This window comes from Sciscionella sediminilitoris (assembly GCF_000737195.2).
Taxonomy (GTDB): domain Bacteria; phylum Actinomycetota; class Actinomycetes; order Mycobacteriales; family Pseudonocardiaceae; genus Sciscionella; species Sciscionella sediminilitoris.
The window spans coordinates 86,763-104,716 of the sequence record NZ_JALM01000017.1; the positions used below are offsets into that span (position 1 = coordinate 86,763).

Here is a 17,954-nt window from a genome sequence, read left to right on the forward strand (position 1 = left end):
GCGTCGCCGACGATGATAGCTACTAGCAGTACGCCATACGGGTGAAAACCTATCTAACGTAGATAATTGACAACTTCGACCGCTCGGCCTGCCCGAAACTCTGCAATCTGTGCGAAACGATGCAATCGATGCAGGCGGCCCCGAGCTGCACTGTAGCTACAACGTAGCTGTTGTGTAGATACAGCGATCACCACCCGTGCTGATATCGAATAGAACGGTGGTGATATCGGCACGGTCTTGAGTATCCGATTATGGACATCCAGTTATGAGCACTCTGATTCGCGACCGCGAATACTTTCCGTAAAGCTTCAAATATTGAAGCATGTCAAACAAGGTCTACATGTTTTCCTTTATTTAACACAGACAACAAGGCAGGATCGCAGCTACAGGGCGCAGACGGAAGGGCGCCCCATCCCCACGAAGGATGGCAACCCTGGCGCGGGGATGGGGCGCGTTGCCCAGCGTATCAAGCTGTGCACAGCTATTGAGTACGGTGACGGCCGTGCCCGTCTCCGGGGATCTCACGCTCGGCTTCGTCGCCGGTGGCAGCGCCGCCTTCGTCGTCGCCGTCTGCGTCGATGCTGTCGGCCATGACCGGCGGTTGCCCGCCGAGGTTCGGTAGCGGAACGAGCGGGTTCCCGTCCTGGTCGCTCGGCGAGTCCACCGGTGTGGTGCGTGGTTCAGCACTGCGGACAATGCCGAGTGCGTGAAGCAAAGAGGTCACCATTGGAAGCACGGTCACCACCGCGCCGAGCAGACCGGCCACAGTGGTGTTGATCTGGTCGGCGAGCGCCGGTGTGATCGCGCCGAACGACACCGCGGCGGCCACTGCCGAACCGGCGAGCGCGATGATCGCCTTGCGTTTGGCCTCGTCGAGGATCGGGCGGTCATTGCTCGGTGACTCTGTCATTTCGGCACCTCGATCCCGTTCTTCTGCGCCAGGCGCCGGAACACCCCGGCCCACGGTCCATCTCGCCGTTGTCCGGGCGCACCGAACTGTTGGTCGTCGAATAGCAACGCCATCCGGGCCAAGCAGTCGTGCACGGTGATCTCACTGACCCTGCCTTCTCGGTTCTTGTACCGAACCTTGTCGTTCAAGTCCATGTCGATCAGCTCCCCTGCTGTAGGAACGGTGACGTTGTACGGAATAGCGCCGGTATCGAGATCCACGGAGGTTGCCGAGATACCCGGCACGCGGCCGGCTTGGCTGTGCTGCCACACGTCGTAGCGCACCGTCGGTTCAGCTCCGTAGCGCGCCACCCAGATCAGCGTCGAGGGCACGGCAGCTAGCACAGCGGGCGCGACGACGCGCATCATTGAGTTATTCGCGTAGAGCGCTGGCCGGTGTCCGCGTTCGCGTATGCGCCGGCAGAACGCGACAGCGAAGTCCACCGCGGCCGGGCCGGGTACGAATGGCGACTCGAGGTCGAGTGCCGGGGCTAGCTCGGTGGCGTGGAAGTATTCGCACCGTGTGGTGAAAAAGTCGGCCTGTGCGCGAGGGTCGCCGGGTTGGGCGTAGTGGTAACCGCCGGGCGCGATACCGGCGGCTTTCGCTGCGGCGGTGTAGCCCCCTTCTGATCGGGTGGCCATGCCGTCGGTCAGCTTGAGGTAAACGAATTGGTATCCGGCTCGTCGGACTGCTGCCCAGTCGTGCACAGCTTGGTATGCCGTGTACACGTCGATTCCGATTGCCATCGGGGGTTCACCTGCCCTTGCAACGTTTCGCGGCGGTGGTTGTTTCAGCCGAATACGAGCAGCGCGGCGCCGGTGTGACTGGCGGACACCTGGTATGCGACAGCACCAGCCGAGGACAACTGTGCGGTGAACGCGACAGTGTGGCCGCCTGCGCGCAGGTTGGTCAGCACCCATGTTTGCCCGGCAGTGCCCCGCCATACGGCCTGTGAGCCGAAGATCAGTTGTTCATTGCGCGCGGTCCCGTCGATCAGGCATTTGACCACAAGGCACGCCGTGCCTCCCGCAGTGACGATCGTGTTCGCCGTGGTCATGGCGACGTCGAAGTTCGCGAGGATCACGACCGGTGCGTTGGCCGTGTTCAGGGTGATGTTGGTCGATCCGAGCGTTGTTGCAGTCGTGCTGTTGACTGTTCGTTCGGTGGTGACGACGTACTTCGTGGCGGTGACGTTCATCCCGCTGTCGCCCTGCTCGAGCGTGGTCACGCGGTTGTCAAGCGACTTCTCGCTGACGTAGGGGGTTCCCACTGCGGATTCGAGCGCGGATGCCCGGCCATTCAGCGAGGAGATATCGGCCGTGGCGGAGGAAACCGCGGCTTGCGTAGATTCGATGTTGGCGTTGGCCTCGTTGACCGCATGTGTTAGCGGGTTCCACCACCCCGTCGCCGTGACGATGGTTCCGGGCGCGATGTCGGGTAGCTCGGTCGCCATGGTGTTGTCTCCCAATGCGATTAGTTCATGAGGGTGGTCTCGTCCATCACCGAGAAGTTCGGGTCATCGATGACCCAGCTGCCCGCGCGCGGCCCGAAGGTGCGTAGCGTCAACGAATCGGTGATGCCGCCTTGGGCATCGAACTTGCGGTTGATGCCGACGACGGTCGCGTAGATCGGGCCGCCGATGCCGCCGGGATCGTCTATGCGTACGACGTCTTGCAGTTGCCGCCGGGGGTCGCCGTGCACGTCCACGGACGTGAACACTGGCCGGGGCTGTGCGAGGTCGTCGGCAAGTTTCTGCGTCAGGTCGTATTGCGTGCTGTAGTCGCTCGCCCAGTCGGACTGTGGCCGTGACACATTGCGCACCCCGAATGATTCGAACGAAGCCGTGTCGGTCGAGGCGACGGTGTCGTTGACCTGTTGGTCGGCAGCGATCTTGTAGCCGCGTACGTTGAAGAACGCAGTGTTGTCATCAACCGATGCGGCGCTGGTGCGACCACCCACCGGAAGGCCAGACGACAACCCGAGTGTGAGGTGGCGCGGGTCGCGGTCGCCGCGCGCCCACCCTGCCGCTGCTGATGCGAACACCCCCATGCCTTCGGCCGGCTGTCCCGGCGACGCGCCGGGGTAAGTGATTCCGGCACCGACAACGTCGCCACGGTTGTGCGCGGTGAACCCGTTCTTCCAGTGTTCAGGCGCGTAGGCGCGCATGAAATCTTGCCATGTGTAGGCCGGTTTGCCGGTGTTCGGGTCGTTGGGGTTGTCGCCGGATCCCGCGGTGGTGGACCAGTAACCTTGCGCAAGCCTGCGCGGAGTGACGTTTCCGGGCATGACCGACATGGCGTCGTTGACAGTGGTTTGCCAACGCGCCGATCGTCCTGAGGCGACCTGGAATTGTTGCGGGTCGCTGGCTTCGAAGATCGCGGCATCTACAGCGTACTTGTCTTGGCTGGTGAATGTGATCGAGTTAGCGACAGAGTCGAAGGTGGTGTACGGGTTGACCTCGTCCACTTCGGCTAGTGACAGGTACGTCGTGGTCTCGCCGGTGTCACGGCGGCGCACGATGTCTTCCCAATTGGTGTAATGCAACACTCCGTCCTCGGTGGTGTGCACGACGCCGAGGTCGGCTGTGCCTATCGCCTTGATGACGTCCCACGCCGGTTTGCCTTGCACGTCGGGAGTCCACAGGACACGTGCCATGCTCGGACCGATGTCAGTCTGGGGCAAGTAGTCCATGCATGCGGCGCTGTTAGACCACTCCATGGGCGTCGAAGCGGAAACCAAGCTCTGTTGCCACACGCCCCAGTGCTGTGCACCGCCGGTGGTGAATACCCGCACGCCGCTGGTTTCGACGTTGCGTCCATCGACGCTGGCGTACTTGCTGTACGAGGTTGGGTAGGTTCCGCCGGAACTGCCCCACTGGCGCGCGGCCGTGACGCCGTCGAGCTTGGTCGTGATCGTCGGTGCACCGCTTACCCCGAAGTCCAGGTTCACTGCGGTGTAATGCACCCCGTCTTCGAGCGGGGGTGTCCAGCTACACGACCATGTTTGGTACACACCTTGGTTCGGATACTGGAAGCTCACGTAGACGTTGTGCGCGCGAGTGCTCGGGTGCACGGAGAAGGTCACATACCCCAGTGGTCCGTCGATGCTGCCGTCGTGATTCGGGTCTATTTCGGAGGCGGCGGCGAACCCTGCCAACATCACCGTAACCGATGTTTCGTTGGTACTGTTGATGTTTCGGTCAAACCGTAGCCACCCACCGAGGCCGACTCGGCATCGGTAGTCGCCGTAGGCGTTGATGACCACAGGTTCACTCGTCGTTCCGACCATGCGCATCCAGTCGCTTGTATTGCCATAACTGGACACGTCCGAGTCGTAGACGTCATAGCGCATCTCCGGGCCGAACTGTCCACGTCGCCACATGTAGCGCGGATACACGTGGGGCGTCTCAATGTCGGGTGACCACGGTCCGACCGGGTATTCGGCACCGGAGGGCAGCCGATCACCGAATGAACGCACGTACCGTGGCAGCTCGTTGAGCGACTGCAATAGGGCGGACATGATCCAACTTCCGGAGGCGACCGGCCAGGATTGACGGCCGTCGCGTGGCATCTGTTCCAGTCCACCGATTTCGGGCAGCACGCCCCCGGCCAGTGTCCAGTAAGCGACGCACCCTTTCGGTGGTTTCGGCCCTTGATACAGCCCGGAGGCACGGCAGACGTGCAGCAGGTACCACGACAGTGAGTTGCCGCCCCGTTGGCGCACGCGTGAGTCGATCGAGTCGTTCCCTGACTGTGCCCACTGGGCGAGCACCTGTGAGCGCGCCGAGGGCATCAATGTGACCCCATTAGTGAGCTGACTGGTGACGTCGGCCAGCTCAAGCTCGACGGTGCCGTCGGAACGTTTCGGCGTGGCCTGGATCAGGTAGCCGTTGAACTGTTCAATTTCCACTCCACCATCCGCGGTCGCTACCCATATCGAGTAGTAGCACGGAGTGCCCACCGCGCCGATGTTCCCTCCGTAGTAGCCGGAGTACGGAGAAAAGAATTTCAGTACGTGCACGTCGTTGACGTGCCCGGTGACGTGCACGGTCAGGCGGCGTTGCGCCGCGCCGTCGTTCACCTCGAATTCCGGCGGGTACTGGCCGGAGAACTGCGCGTCCAACGTGCCGTCGCAGAAGTTCACCGACAGATCGGCGAAGTCGGTCGCGTACTTGCCGTCGCGCGCCCAGTCGAATCGCAACGTGTAATCCACGTTGATCGTCTGACCGGCAGCGAGCGCGGCGGCGAGCGCGACGTTATCGGCGAGCTGCACTACAGCTCCTCGAGGGTCACGGAGACCGTCTCAAGTGGGTAGCGGCTCGACGAAGAGGACTTGTCGGTGAACGCCACCCGGTAGGCGCCACCGCCATTGGTCCATTCGGTGCCCCCGTCGGCCGCTGCCCGCCAAGCACCCGACACGATCGTGCCCACCTCGGCCTGTGTGAGCCGGTACGCGGCGAACGCCGACCGGTCGGGCACCGGGGCCGTCAACACCGATTTCGTGAGCGTGGTGGCGCCACCAGGCACCGTATCGGCGGTGGTTGTGCCCAGCACCGTGCCGAGAGCATCGGTAAAGGTCACTTCGGGTGTCAGCTCACTCGAGGCACGTGACCACGACACGAACGTCAAGGTTTCCCCTCCCACTACGGGTAGTCGGTCGTAGCCGAGGTAGGTAGCTGCGGTGACCCGTACCGAGCGAGGCGGCGCGTTCGGACAGTCGGGTTGTTCGGCAACGGTCGTGGTCGCTGCGTCCGAGTTGAATGCTTGTTCGCCTCGCAGTGTTGATCCGCTCGAGGCGACGCCCTTCGGGTACCGATTCGGGGTGAGCGGGTCGATCAGCCACAGCGGTTGGATGGCGCCGTCCCAGCACAGTTCCAACCATGCCCGCTCGCCAGGAGTGCACCATGGCAAGTCGAGTTTGAACTTTCGCTTGGTGCCGAAGAACCATTCGGTGCCGGTACCGTCCAGTGACCGTGACACCGGGGCGAACCGTGTTCCTTCGGGCTGCACATCGGGTTTCGGCGGCGGCAGCGGGCGGAGCCGACCGGGCGAGCCAAGGTAGACGTTGCTGGCATCGATGGGAAGGTCCAGTGCGGCGGTCATCGTTTCGCCTCCAACTTGCGCGCTCGGTCCACGCCACGCGCCACGGCACGGCCGTCCATGGTGATCGTGGTTTGCGCCATGCCGTCCCGAATGGCCTCGGCAATGGTGCCGTGCAGTGTCGTGCTGCCGCCGAGGCTGCTGGTGAAGTCACCGTGCACGTCGGCGGCGACATCGGACATTTGGCCCGCCATGCTTTTGACGGCACGGATCGGTGCGGAAGCGTTGCCGTTGATTCCTTCGGCCATACCGGCGGGAACCCACTTGCCGATCTCGGCGAACACGCGTGAGGGCGAGGAGATACCGAGAATCTTGCGCACCCAGCCGGGCAGCAGGCTGCCGAAGAAGTCGCCGAGCTTCTGCAACAGCCAGTGACCGGCGTTCTTGATGCCCTCCCACAGTCCAGTCAGTAGATCCTTGCCGATGTTGAGCAGCCATGTTCCGGCGCCCTTGAACACACCGAGGATCTGACCGGGGATGCCGGTCAGGAAACCTACCAGTCCGCCCCACACGGATTGGGCTGTGGACTTGATGCCATTCCAGATGCCCGCGAGGAAATTCCCGAGACCGTTCCACACCGAGGTGAATACCGACCGGATCCCGTTCCATAGCCCGGAGAAGAACCCAGACAGGGCACCCCATACGTTTCGCGCAGCGCCGACGATCCCGTTCCAGATGCCGACGAAGAATCCGGACAGGGCGGTCCAAACGGCCATAGCCACGGATTTGATGCCATCCCAGAGTCCGATCCAGAACGCCCGGAACGCCGCTGACTTGTTCCACAGGGTCACGAACGCGGCCACCAGGCCGACGATCGCGGTGACTACCAGTCCGACGGGGCTCAAGGCGAACGCGGCCGACAACAGTGTCCATGCGGTGCGGGCGATCGCGATGGCTGACGACAAGCCCTTAAGCGCGACGGCCGCGCCGAGGAACGAACCGACCAGTGTTCCGAGGATGGGCATGATCGGTCCGAGCGCAGTCGTGAGTAGCTGGAACAGGCTCGCGAGCCACTGAAACGCCGGGCCGACGACAGTTTGCAAAATGGTGCCCACACCTTGTACCGCTGCCAGAAACCCGACGCCGAAGCCCTGTAAGAACGGTTGCGCTGCCTGCCAGAGCGTCACGAACGCTTGCCCGAACGGCGCGAGGTAGGCGCCGACTTGCTGCAAAATCACAGGAAGCTTTTGCAGCCCGGCAGACACCGCGTCGCCGATCTTGATCAACGCTGGCCCGAGCGAGGACATCAGTCCTTGCGCCATGAATCCGAGCGAGGTCAACACGTTGTCTTTGACGCGTGCCCACGTGTTGGTCAGGGTTCCGGATGCGGCGTCGCTGGCTGCAAGCAGTTTCGAAAACGTTGGCCCCGACGCGGATTGGATCGCCGATACCATGTCTTCGATCGAGACTTGTCCGTCGGAAACGGCCGCGCGCACCTCGGTGATCGATTTGCCCGCGTGGGTGGCCAACGCTTCCCATGCCGGGATCCCGGCTTGGGAGATGCGGTTGATGTCCTCGGTGGTCGCCTTGCCCTGGTTGACCATTGACAGCATGGCGTCGGTGACTTGGGTCATCGCTTCGGAGCCCTTACCGGCGCCGACCAGGGCACGGCCCACGTTGTTGAGAATCCCGATCGCCTTGTCACCGGAATAACCCATGTATGCCAGCGATTCCGCGCCTTTCGAGAACGCGGAGAAGTCAATGGGCGAACCGGCGGCTAGTTTGCGCAAGCGCCCGATCATGTTGCTTGCCTGCTGTGCGTTGCCGTACAACCCGGTCAGCGCCGCCGTGGACTGCTGAATGCCGGATGCGGCTTGGAATGCTTGCCGCCCGATGGACAGCAGTCCGGAGCCGACCGCGAGCCCGCCGAGCATCTTCGAGACACCACCGAGCCCCGAACTGATGCCGGTCAAGGACTTCTGTGCGGTCTGCCCGGATCGGGAGAACATGTTCCCGATGCGGGATGCCCCGGCGCCGACGGCATCCACGGCTGAGCGAAGTTTCCCGCCGATAGTGCCGGAGAGCCCCGAGAAGTTCGACGCGGCGACTTGCGAGGACATGAACCCGTCCCGCATACGGCCGACAGGCCCGAGGACGGTCGTCACGGCTGAACCGAGCCCGCGAGAGATGCGGCTGCCAGCGTTGCTGGCCATGTTCGACGCGGCGTTGAACGCCGAATCGAACCCGCGAGAGAGCAGACCGGTAGTAGATGACAGGCCAGTGCTCACCGCGCTACCGAGGCGGCTTGTCAGCGTTCGCCCGGCGGCAGCCGCGGGCGCGGCGACGCCGTTGGACAGTTGGGACCCAAACTTGCTGGTGTCTGGGGTTACTTTGACGTAGGCGGTCCCGACCAGTCCACTAGCCACGGTCCGCCCCCTTACTGCTCGTCGGTGAGCCGCGCATGGCGCGCATCGCCATCGCGGCGAACACGTTCTGTCCCTGCCGTTTGCTCGCGCGACGTTGGCCGAGCTGATCCGACGGTGCCGGGACCGGTTTGGGCTTCTCGACTCGTTTGGCGCCGTTGGCCTTCGCGGTCACGTACAGCAGCAGGTTCAACGTGTCCACGGTCTGCTTGCGCAGATACCGATCGACGTCCCAGTCGATCGGAACGTCCCGCGCGGCGGCGACGTATGCGGAGTGCTCGCCTAGCGTCGAGAGCAGCGCCAGTACCCGCCGCGGGGAGACGTCGTTCTGCTCCCGGAATAAGTCGAGCAGGTCAATTCCCCACAGCCGCAGCAAGTCTGACTCGATCGCGGCCGGGTACCGGCGCAGCTCTCGCGCTAGGCTGACGCTTCCCCCGGCTGCGCCGCGTTGGACCACATTTCAAACAGCGTGTACCGCTCGGCCCGGTCGAGCCCGGAATAGAACTCGTCGAATCGCGCCCTGTCCGAGCAAACCAGCACGAGCACTTCGTGCATCAGGGTTTCCATGCGCAAGGCGGTTTCCATGCTGTTCTGGTCGCCTTCGCGGGCCAGTTGGTCAATCTGTTGTACGAGTTCCTGTGTCTTGCGCAAGTCCGCGTCACCTAGCCGAAGCGGCGCGTAGAGGGTCAGCGCTCCACCAGGCGCATCAGTGATGTGTGTTGACCCGTAACGCTTTTCGGACTCGTTGCGAATGTTGGCCAGGGTAAATTCTGCCATCTTCGCCCCCTAGGCTGCCTGCTCGACGGTGCTCGACACCTGGTCAGGTACGGACCCCTCGCCGTCGATGGTCGGGCCGATCCAGTCGTAGAAGGGCATACCTGTCTGCTGCAACAGCGTGGCACGCAGCGGGAACGCCATGAATTCCTCGCTGTCAAGTTCGATGTCGTCCTCACGCGAGAGCGACACGCGAGGTGCATAGAAGGCGCCCCACCGCTCACCGTCGATCACGACAATCAACAGCGCTCGTTCGGGATTCCGCCCGCCGCGCGAACTCGCGTGATACACGCCCTGCTCGATCGTGCCGTCCGCTGCCGCCCCATTGCCGCGTCCGGTGTAGAACTCGAGAATTTCCCGGTTGAACTGCACGGCGTTGAACGTCACGAATTCTGTGGCGACCTCGGTCACCACCGAGCGCAACGCTTCGTTCTGCCACGTTCCCTTGACCTCGGGGTCGCCACCGTCATGTCCCCAACTCGGCAAGTCATCACGGGAGGTGTGGCCAATGTTGTTCCAGTTGTCGGGAATACTGTCCGGGATCGCGGCAATCTCGGTCTTGGTTGGTGCGGCGGTGCCGCGTTCGGCGGTGAGGATGTAGCCGAGCGCGGACAGGATTACGGCATCGTCATCCATAGCCATGACGGTCGGTTCCTTTCAGATTTCAGTGCGCCGTCGCAGGCCGGAGGATCAGTTCGTACTGAGCCACGAACCGAAAAACCTCCGAGGGCTGGTTGTCCAACCGCTGCTCGTACGGCATGGAAAGTGCGCGCACCCGCGCGATGCTTGCCCCCGCGTAGGTGCGTTGACTCAGGTGGGCGCGCCACAGTGCGACCCGCACAGATTCGGCGAGATCAGCACCCGCTTGTTTGCTGCCTTCGGCCCAAGAGATGACCGATAGCGCCGGCCGGGAGGCAAAGGCCGGATCCAGTTCGGTTCCGCCGACCACCTCGGCGAACACGTACGGCAGCCGTTGCAACAACCGGTCATCGAGTTGGGTTTCAACGGTTACCGTCTCCCCCAATGCCTCACGCAGCACCGTCACCGCCACCAGGTCGGCGTATGGCAACAGCCGGGGCATGCACACCCCTTTCCGTTATGCGTCACGGAGAACGTGTTTCCCGGCGACGTAGGTACCGGTGCGGCTGTGGTGGCCGGTCTCGACTGCGAGCGCTGCCGGGCCTTCGAGGTTCACGTACCGGTCGATCACCCCGCGGGTGGTAGTGACTCGGTGACGGCCACCGTCGCGAACAGCTGCCAGATTTGACCGCGCGCGACCTGCGATTGCCGATTGCTGCCGAGACAGCTCGGCTTGCGCTTCACGGGCCACGGCGGCGATCCGTTCCAGCCCCGGTTCGGGGATGAACATCTCGGCCATCGGGTCACCTCCGTTGGTTCAGCAGCAACGTCACGTGTCGCGTAGCGTGTCCGCGTCGGTACTGCTTCGGTGCTCCGTCGGTGTCCCAGGTGCGCCCGTCCCACAGCACTTCGCAGAACTCGCCGGACACGCCCGTTGGCAATGCCCGGACGTATGCCCGCACGCTGTGGGTGATGCGCAGCCCGTTCACCGCCTCGTTGTTGGACTCGACGGGTTCGACCTGCGCACCAGTCACCACGTATTCCGGATCTCCGGGCGACCAGCCGCGCCACCGTTGGTTGCCGTCCGGGTCGATATCCCGAATCGACGGGCGCAGCGTGATCGTCTCGGGACCGGTGTCGAGCAAGCTCACCCGTGCCACCACCCAGGTGGGGTGTGTGGCTCGCCGGGTGTGGCGTCGTACTGGAACGCCCACGGTGGCTTCGTCCACCACGGCCACCGGTCACCGTCGAGGTGCGGGGTGATGGTGAACGCCCCGTCGCGGTATCCGAGGAGCTTCCATTCGTCGTCCAGCACCGTGAGGAACCCGGCCGCAGCGCGGGTATCGACGGTGTAGGAATAGCCGCCCTCGGATTCCTGCCGGTAGCCGTCCGGGTTACGCAGCACCCGAACGACCATGTTCGCCTCGACCATCACAACCAGGTCGGCGAACGCGGGATCTTTGGCCGCGCGTTCGAGCAGATCGGGAATCCGAGCGCGGAGCATCAGTTCCGCGTCACCCAGCAGCGTTGCGGCTAGCTCGTTTTCGTCGCTGCTTGTCTCGCGCCCCAGGCGGGCGGCCACGTCCTCGACCGTTGCCAGGCTCACCACTCACCGCCTTTCCGCCCATCACGGCCGGTTCGGGCTGGTCGGACCATCCGGCGGCCCGTAGCGGTGCGGCGTGCGCCGCTGGCACAGCTCGGCGCCGTCCGTCCGGATGGAACAACACGATTCGGCCGTCACCGAAGTTCACTAGCTGGCACCTTCGAGTGCGGCGACGCGAGACACCAGGGCGTCCCAGTCGGCTTGACTGGGTGCCCCGTCGGCCCCGGCCGGGCCGGTGTCACCTTTCGGTCCGGCTGGTCCTGTATCGCCCTTGGCGCCTTTTTCACCGTTGAGCGCGCCGGAATTGACCAAGGCCCGAATCTCTTTGATGGCCGCGATCTCGGTGGTGTGGATACCGGGATGGTCCGGGTCTCCCTCGTGCACGGAGTCAGGCAGTGTGACGGTCCAATCAGCCATGGTCACGCCTGCCCTTCGACACGTGCCGTCACGTCACCATCGGGCGGCGTGGTTTCGGCGGTGAGCTTGCCGAACGCGCCCACGTCACCAACGGCCCATCCGAACACTGTTTCCACCAGCAGTGCGACAAGGTTGTTTTGCCACAGGTTCAGGTCCGTGCCGTCCGAGTCCGTGACCATGGCCTGGTTGCTAGTTTTGATCGTCATGTCGAGCGCGTAGCCGTACCGCAGTTGCCCGGACCAGTCGCCAGCGAACGCCCGCACCCCGGTGTCCGGGTTTGCGCCCACGCGCCCGGATACCGACCGGCCGTACACAACCGGGATGCCCATGAGCGAATCAACCTGGTTGGTCAGACTCGGTGCCTGGCCGGGCTGGAAGATCGGGCGCCCGAACTGGTCTGTCGCGGCCATGACCTGAAACCGCAACCGCGGGTCGGCCGCAAAGCCGTTGACGTCATATCCCGGTCCGGCGTTGCCGATCGCATTGGCCAGCGCGGCAATATCGCCAGCCATACCGCCCTCGGTTGCAGGGGTGGTGCCGATGGCGACACTGTTGCTGGTTTGGTTCAAGAACTTGACGCCCGGAATGTCGGCGCCGTTGTTCGCCGATTTGCCGTACAGCACCGCCAGGTCGATACCCCGCGCCACCGCGAAAGCGAGATCGCTACTGATCTGCGAATAGAACCCGTCAATGTTAGACCGCTGGAATTCCTCGCTGACCACAACGATCGTGGACAGTTTGATAGGACGAATCGTCTCGACGCCGTAAGCATACGAGGATACCGGCTTACGTTTGCCCTCGCCGTAGTACTCGGACCCGTCGGGTTTCGGTGTCTCGCCCTGCAAACCGACAACCCCGACCTCGGGGCGCTGCGTGACTGTGGGGATGGCCGTGTCGCCGAACCCAACCGGGATCGACTGGCCGAACCGCAACACCACGGACTGTTCCTGCGCCTGATCGAAGATCGGGCCAACCACGTTGCGCGGCAGCAGGTTTCCGGACAGCCCGTTGAGCATGAGCGGCACATTGTCCTGTGCCATAACGGAAACTCCCTAGGTGATTCCGCGCATGAACGCTGCGAACTCCTCGGCTGGTGTCACCGCTGCGCCGGTCGCTCCTTGCGAGCGATCGGGCCTGCGTTCGGGTTTCGCGTTCGATGCGCTGCCGAATAGCTTCTTCAGGTCCTCCGCGTCGGCTTCCAACTCGTCGGCTGTTTCGCCGCGCAGTCGGGACGCGAAGGTTTCGATGTCCTCGACAGCAACCCCGGCCTTGACGGCCGCCCGGTAACGCAACAGGTCACGCTCGGCGGTTTGCGCCCGCGTGGACAACTCGGAGTTCGTCTCGGTAAGTTTGTCCACTTCGGACTTTTGCGCCTCGTTGAGCTTGTCCAGCTCGGCGGCCTTCGGCTCAAGCTCTTTGACCTTGGCGCGCAAGTTGCGGGCTTCCGAGTTGAGCTTGCGAATTTTTTCCGTGGCCGCCTGCGCGTCGTAGCCACCTTCGGTGTGATCGGCCTCGGTCCCCGCCGGGGGGCTCGTCGGTTCATCACCGGTCGGTGCCTGCTGCCCGGTCGCGGGCGTGTTCGTGCTGTCTTCGGACATGCAGAACCCTCCAAGGGGTGTGCGAGTTCGCGCGGCCCGCCAGAACGTGGGGTCGCGTGGTGTGCTTGAAAAACCGGCCCGCCAGGGGTCGGAAGACTGGGGTTACTGCTCGGCCATGGTTCGGCGGAACCTGTTCAGCGCATCCCGTCCGCCGTGGCCGCCCGTCGCTTCGCGCCACCGGTCGCGGTAGCGCCGGTACTGCTCGTCACCGTCGAACCCGTGGCCGCGAAACACCGGCGAGGGGCGGCAACTGCACCCGTTGTGCGCCGCGAACCCGGCGCCGTCACGTGAGTACACCGGACCTCGACTGATCAGCATCGCGCAGAACGCGCACGGCGGTTTCAAACCGGTGTGCACCCGCGCCCACCCGGTGGCGGCCGGGTCAGCAGCCGCGGCATCCTTGATCACGTCGATGCCCGCTGCGCCCGCGTGCCGGATTGCCGCACCGGTCACGGCTCGGTCGAACGCCGGTTGGCCAGGCTGGCGGTTGCGAGTGGTTGCCAGGATGCCCTCGGCGAGCGCGTCCCTCGGATACGTGCGCTGCGCGGGAATGGTGAAGTCGTCGGCGGTGCCGAGGAGGCGAGCGCGCAGATCACGGTAGAACTCGGCCGATAGCTCGTAGTGCAGCCTGCGTGCGCGCGTCACCGCAGGCAGGATCGCTTGCGTCAACAGGGCTACCTCACGCGGGTTGAGCGTTCGCCCCGCCATCCGCGACAGAAGCGCGGTCACTACCACCGCGAGTTGTCGATCCACCCGGTTCGTTGCGGCTGCCAATTCCGCCAGCTGCATTGCCCGTCCCTTGCGTGAGGAGTTGCGTCAACGGATCCGCGCTCGCCTGCCCATCAGCTTCGGCGCGCTGCTCAGGGGTGAACCCGAGTACGTCATAGGCGTAGCTGCGCGGCACCGGTAGACCGACCTGCCACAGCTGCGCCAAGGCGGATGCCTTAGATGCGAACGTCGGAGTTTCCGGGTTCGCCCAGACGGTTTCCAATCGGGTGTCCGCGTCGATGCTGTCGTCTCCGGCCATACGCAGCGCGATGCGCATGGCGGTCTCCCATGCGCCACCGAACGCCGTGTTGCGCTGGTTGGTGCGCATCACCAGCCGCGACTCGTCAGAGCGGATCGCGTCCGCCGAAGCGGGGTTCGCGTCGCTGGACACGCCGAAGAACCGCAGCGGCACACCTGACACACTCGACACGAGTTTCGCGTACGACTGCATCACCGCGGTGAAGTTGTTCAAGTCGGCAGCCGGAAGCTGCTGCACCTTCGCGTCCGGATCGGCCAAAGCGTTCATCCGGCCCAAATAGGCTTCCCACGTCGTCAGCGGGCGCCCGGTGGCCTGGTCCACGAAATCGGACTCCTGCGCGCCGAACACGAACCGCACCGGTACGGCAAGCAGTTCTTGCGCCCCCTGTAGGTTCGTCAGCACCCGACACGCTGCATCGGTCAACGGGATCACGTCGGCCATCTCCGAGGATCCCCACCAGGCCAGCCGGTCATGCCGCGACGGCAACCGAGACCGGTTGACCATGGGCACTACCGGCACGACGCCGAGAGCGTGCTGCCACTGCTCGTACTCTTCCCACCGGCCCGAGTTCCGGGCGTAGTAGGTGGTGGTATCCGGCAGGTACACCGTCGCCATCTCGACCGTGTCACCGGCCGGCGAGGTCTCCTCCCACCGCCGCAATGCGGCGGTGATAGCGCGGGTACGGGGGTCACGGTCCACGGCGATCATCGACGCTGATTCGCCCATGATGACCGGATACTCGGGTGCGTCAGGGTTGTGATCAACGGTCACCCATGCCCGGCCCTGCACCATGGCCTCGGTGTGGACCGGTGTTGCTTCCTCGTCCAAGTTGTTGCGCTGCCACAGTTCCCACATGCGTTCGCTGGCCTGATATTCGCCAGCCAGGCGGAATCCCTCGACGCGTTGCCGTTCAGCGATCGCGTCCACCACCACACGAGGCCAGTTCACCACCGTTTGCAACTTCTGCATCTCCGGTGGCAGGGCCAACCCCATCGCGGCCAACCGCTGCGCGCCCTCGTAATACGCTTCCCGGCGGGCGTGGTGCACCGACAGCGCCGACCAACGCGGTTCCAGCGCGGTCAACACGGACTCCGGCGACATGTTCGTCAACGCCACGTCATCACCCCCAACGTCGCGCTACTCAACGGAACACCAGCACTCGCCTGTCACGCTTCTGCGTTCGCTGTGCCCACGCTTTCGACCCCAACACCATGCGCCGCACCATGCGCACCCCAATCACGCACACCGCCGCGTCGATCTTGCGCGGCGAATGCCGCGAGTCCTTCCCCACCGACGTCATCGCCCGGTACGGCCGAGCGCGCGCATTCCGAACATGCCGGGCCACCCGGCTATCACCGTCGTGTGTGAACGCGCCTTCCATGATTTCCGCGTGGCACGTCTCGGCGGCCTTCGCGAACTCGTCCTTGTGGCTGCGCATGTCCCATGCAATCGGCTGCGGCGGGCGCGACGAGGGCGCCGCCCACAGCATCAGGTCACCCCCGTAGCGCTGCGGCCACTCCCCCAGCACGAACCCTTGGAACTCGGCGACGTCCGCGAAAAACGCGCACACCTCGAACCGGCCGAACACCACCCGCACCACCGCATCCACCGCGGCCGCATCCACCGTCGCGTTTGGATCGCGCCGGTCCGGCTCCCACACGCCGAGCGTGAACACGTGCCCCGACTCGACCACGCAGCCGAGCAACGCCGTAGCGTCATTCGATTTGGAACCATCGAAGAACAACACCACCGGTGTCCCGTCCGGCACCGTCACCGACGCGTCCGCCATCGCCAACCACGCCTCGGGCTGTTCAAGCCACGAATCCTCGGCAGCTGTCGGCCAATTCAGATACTTGCGCTTGCTGTCATCGATGCGCGAGTTCACCGACCAGATGCGCTGCTTAATCGGGTGCAAGTCCTGCCAATAACAATCGTCGTACACCCACCGCAGGGCCTTCGTCAGCGACTCGTCATCGGCCAAGTTCGTGTCCGGCGGCGCGATCCGCGCGTCATACAGGATCCGGGTCTCCGCGCGCACGCGGCCCTCCTCCTGCGCGCACCACGCCGCGTAAGTCTCCTCGGCGACGCTTCCCCGATCCGGTTCCCACGCGTTCGACGTTTCGAGCATGCGATTACCCGACTTGGCGAGGTTGTCTTGCAGCGTCGCCGCCAACACCGGCCCCCCATTGCCCGGTTTCCAATGCTCGGTTTCGTCAGCGATCACGAACGACGCCTCCGCCCCCTCGGCCGCATCAGCCGACGAGGTCTTCACCTCCAGCGTCCCCTCGGGCTCCTTGTAGTACTTGGTCTTGCCCGGATCGAGCGCATACTTGCCGACCACCGGGGAACCCTTCGGCGCCATAGCACGCACCATGCGCATCGTGTTGAACGTCTGCGGTTCCGCCGTCGCCACAATCTGCACCCACGGCATATTCACCGGCTGGCCCACGCAGCCACCGCGGACGCGCTGGTCAAAATCCGCCAGCCGCACCGGTGCACAGAACTCGATAAGACCGAGCACCGCAGCGAACGGAGACTTACCCGACCCCTTCGAGAGGCGCCGTACACCGTGGTGAAACAACCAACGCCCATCCTCGTCGAGGGCATACCACCACAGCAGAAAATGCAGCTGCGACCCCGTCGGTTCCCAGCGTCGCCCCGCGCGCGGCCCGTTCGGCTGCACAAGGTTCCGCATCGCCCACAGCGCGGCCTCGTAGCCGAGCGTCAGCGCCGGTTCCCCTTGCGGCATCGTCGCCAGGCGCTCAACCGGCTTTGCCGCCACGAATCGACTCCAACGTGGCCACCGTGTCGTCCTCGAGCTGGTCATCCTGTCCGGCCTGCAACTCGACCCCGGCCCGTCGGCGAGCCGCCTCGGACACCAGCAAGTCGGTCATGCCTTTCAGATACGCAGTCAACGAGGTACCGCCGATCGGCATCTGCTGAATAATCGCTTCCCCGGTCTCGCCGGATATCCCCACGAACCGTGGTTTCAGATCGCGCGAGATCGACTCGGCCAGCATGTAGGCCAACGCCCAATCCGAGGCCGTGTAGTACACGCATTGCCCGGACTGGCCCAGCGACTCATACCACTGCTGAGCCACCGGGTGCCAAGCCGTGTCGGCCGGTTTCGGGGGCTCGCAAACCTGCCGGCGCGCGGACTCGGTGATCGGGTGTTCGGGCTTGTTCTGGCGCCGCCGCTGTGACGACCGTTTCGGCGCCGGACCGCGTTCGCCCACAGTCAGCACCTCCGTTACGCGGGGTAAAGGGAAACCCGTAGCGACCGTGAGCGGCTATGACCTGCCGGTGTCGCCGAGGCCGGGGGGAGGGGCACCGCCCCCACCTCGAAGTTCAGGCCGACGGCTGGGTCAGTCCGGGATGCTGTTCGCGTTTCTGCGCGCGTTCCGCGCGGCTCGCTATTTGCGCTTGTTTTCCTTCGCGCGCGCTCTTCTGTCGATGATGCCATGCACACAGCGACCAGAGATTGTGATCGTCGTGGTTGTCACCGGGTGCCTTGTGGTCTACCTGGTTCGCGTGTGCGCCGCAGG

The 17,954-nt window shown here is 64.3% G+C and carries 20 protein-coding genes; all 20 read right to left on the minus strand.

Annotation, left to right across the window (positions count from 1 at the left end):
- Nucleotides 1–481 precede the first annotated feature (481 nt).
- Nucleotides 482–910 carry a hypothetical protein gene (locus AD72_RS08920; RefSeq protein WP_031465955.1) on the minus strand — a complete coding sequence of 143 codons (429 nt, stop codon included), beginning with the start codon at nt 908–910 and terminating at the stop codon, nt 482–484.
- Entirely contained in the window at nt 907–1,695 is a 789-nt protein-coding gene (locus AD72_RS08925) for a glycoside hydrolase family 25 protein (RefSeq protein WP_051898258.1), read from the minus strand. The genes AD72_RS08920 and AD72_RS08925 overlap by 4 nt, the downstream gene beginning before the upstream one ends.
- A 44-nt stretch (nt 1,696–1,739) precedes the next feature.
- Nucleotides 1,740–2,402 (minus strand): hypothetical protein, encoded by a 663-nt coding sequence (locus AD72_RS37130; protein WP_031465957.1) that lies wholly within the window; start codon nt 2,400–2,402, stop codon nt 1,740–1,742.
- Between the two features lie 20 nt (nt 2,403–2,422).
- Nucleotides 2,423–5,221: a hypothetical protein gene (locus tag AD72_RS08935; RefSeq protein ID WP_031465958.1), complete on the minus strand. Its 2,799-nt coding sequence runs from the start codon at nt 5,219–5,221 to the stop codon at nt 2,423–2,425.
- Nucleotides 5,221–6,051: a hypothetical protein gene (locus tag AD72_RS08940; RefSeq protein WP_031465959.1), complete on the minus strand. Its 831-nt coding sequence runs from the start codon at nt 6,049–6,051 to the stop codon at nt 5,221–5,223. Before AD72_RS08940 ends, AD72_RS08935 begins: the two co-directional genes overlap by 1 nt.
- Entirely contained in the window at nt 6,048–8,414 is a 2,367-nt protein-coding gene (locus tag AD72_RS08945) for a phage tail protein (protein WP_156365097.1), read from the minus strand. The genes AD72_RS08940 and AD72_RS08945 overlap by 4 nt, the downstream gene beginning before the upstream one ends.
- Complete coding sequence (locus AD72_RS08950) at nt 8,407–8,787, minus strand: hypothetical protein (protein WP_031465961.1); 381 nt, start codon at nt 8,785–8,787, stop codon at nt 8,407–8,409. The genes AD72_RS08945 and AD72_RS08950 overlap by 8 nt, the downstream gene beginning before the upstream one ends.
- A 41-nt stretch (nt 8,788–8,828) precedes the next feature.
- A complete protein-coding gene (locus tag AD72_RS08955) occupies nt 8,829–9,188 on the minus strand; it encodes a phage tail assembly protein (protein ID WP_031465962.1) in 360 nt (119 codons plus the stop codon).
- Nucleotides 9,189–9,197: 9 nt separating this feature from the next.
- On the minus strand, nt 9,198–9,821 hold the full coding sequence (locus tag AD72_RS08960) for a phage tail tube protein (protein ID WP_051898261.1): 624 nt from the start codon (nt 9,819–9,821) through the stop codon (nt 9,198–9,200).
- Between the two features lie 28 nt (nt 9,822–9,849).
- Nucleotides 9,850–10,266 carry a hypothetical protein gene (locus AD72_RS08965; protein WP_031465964.1) on the minus strand — a complete coding sequence of 139 codons (417 nt, stop codon included), beginning with the start codon at nt 10,264–10,266 and terminating at the stop codon, nt 9,850–9,852.
- A gap of 15 nt (nt 10,267–10,281) precedes the next feature.
- On the minus strand, nt 10,282–10,563 hold the full coding sequence (locus AD72_RS36430; RefSeq protein ID WP_156365098.1) for a DUF5403 family protein: 282 nt from the start codon (nt 10,561–10,563) through the stop codon (nt 10,282–10,284).
- A 4-nt stretch (nt 10,564–10,567) separates the two neighbouring features.
- Nucleotides 10,568–10,915, minus strand: a complete 348-nt coding sequence (locus AD72_RS08970; RefSeq protein ID WP_156365099.1) for a hypothetical protein — start codon at nt 10,913–10,915, stop codon at nt 10,568–10,570.
- Nucleotides 10,912–11,370, minus strand: a complete 459-nt coding sequence (locus AD72_RS08975; protein ID WP_082468830.1) for a Gp19/Gp15/Gp42 family protein — start codon at nt 11,368–11,370, stop codon at nt 10,912–10,914. Before AD72_RS08975 ends, AD72_RS08970 begins: the two co-directional genes overlap by 4 nt.
- Before the next feature lie 144 nt (nt 11,371–11,514).
- Nucleotides 11,515–11,784: a collagen-like triple helix repeat-containing protein gene (locus AD72_RS37135; RefSeq protein WP_037345197.1), complete on the minus strand. Its 270-nt coding sequence runs from the start codon at nt 11,782–11,784 to the stop codon at nt 11,515–11,517.
- Nucleotides 11,785–11,786: 2 nt separating this feature from the next.
- Entirely contained in the window at nt 11,787–12,824 is a 1,038-nt protein-coding gene (locus AD72_RS08985; protein ID WP_051898267.1) for a phage major capsid protein, read from the minus strand.
- A gap of 12 nt (nt 12,825–12,836) precedes the next feature.
- The gene (locus AD72_RS08990; protein WP_051898270.1) at nt 12,837–13,382 is read right to left on the minus strand and encodes a hypothetical protein; all 546 of its coding nucleotides are present in this window, start codon (nt 13,380–13,382) and stop codon (nt 12,837–12,839) included.
- A 102-nt stretch (nt 13,383–13,484) separates the two neighbouring features.
- The gene (locus AD72_RS08995) at nt 13,485–14,171 is read right to left on the minus strand and encodes a VG15 protein (protein WP_156365100.1); all 687 of its coding nucleotides are present in this window, start codon (nt 14,169–14,171) and stop codon (nt 13,485–13,487) included.
- Nucleotides 14,062–15,525, minus strand: a complete 1,464-nt coding sequence (locus tag AD72_RS09000; protein ID WP_156365101.1) for a phage portal protein — start codon at nt 15,523–15,525, stop codon at nt 14,062–14,064. Before AD72_RS09000 ends, AD72_RS08995 begins: the two co-directional genes overlap by 110 nt.
- Before the next feature lie 25 nt (nt 15,526–15,550).
- Complete coding sequence (locus AD72_RS09005) at nt 15,551–17,191, minus strand: terminase (protein WP_037345199.1); 1,641 nt, start codon at nt 17,189–17,191, stop codon at nt 15,551–15,553.
- Nucleotides 17,172–17,645 (minus strand): phage terminase small subunit, encoded by a 474-nt coding sequence (locus tag AD72_RS09010; protein WP_156365102.1) that lies wholly within the window; start codon nt 17,643–17,645, stop codon nt 17,172–17,174. The genes AD72_RS09005 and AD72_RS09010 overlap by 20 nt, the downstream gene beginning before the upstream one ends.
- Between the last annotated feature and the right edge of the window lie 309 nt (nt 17,646–17,954).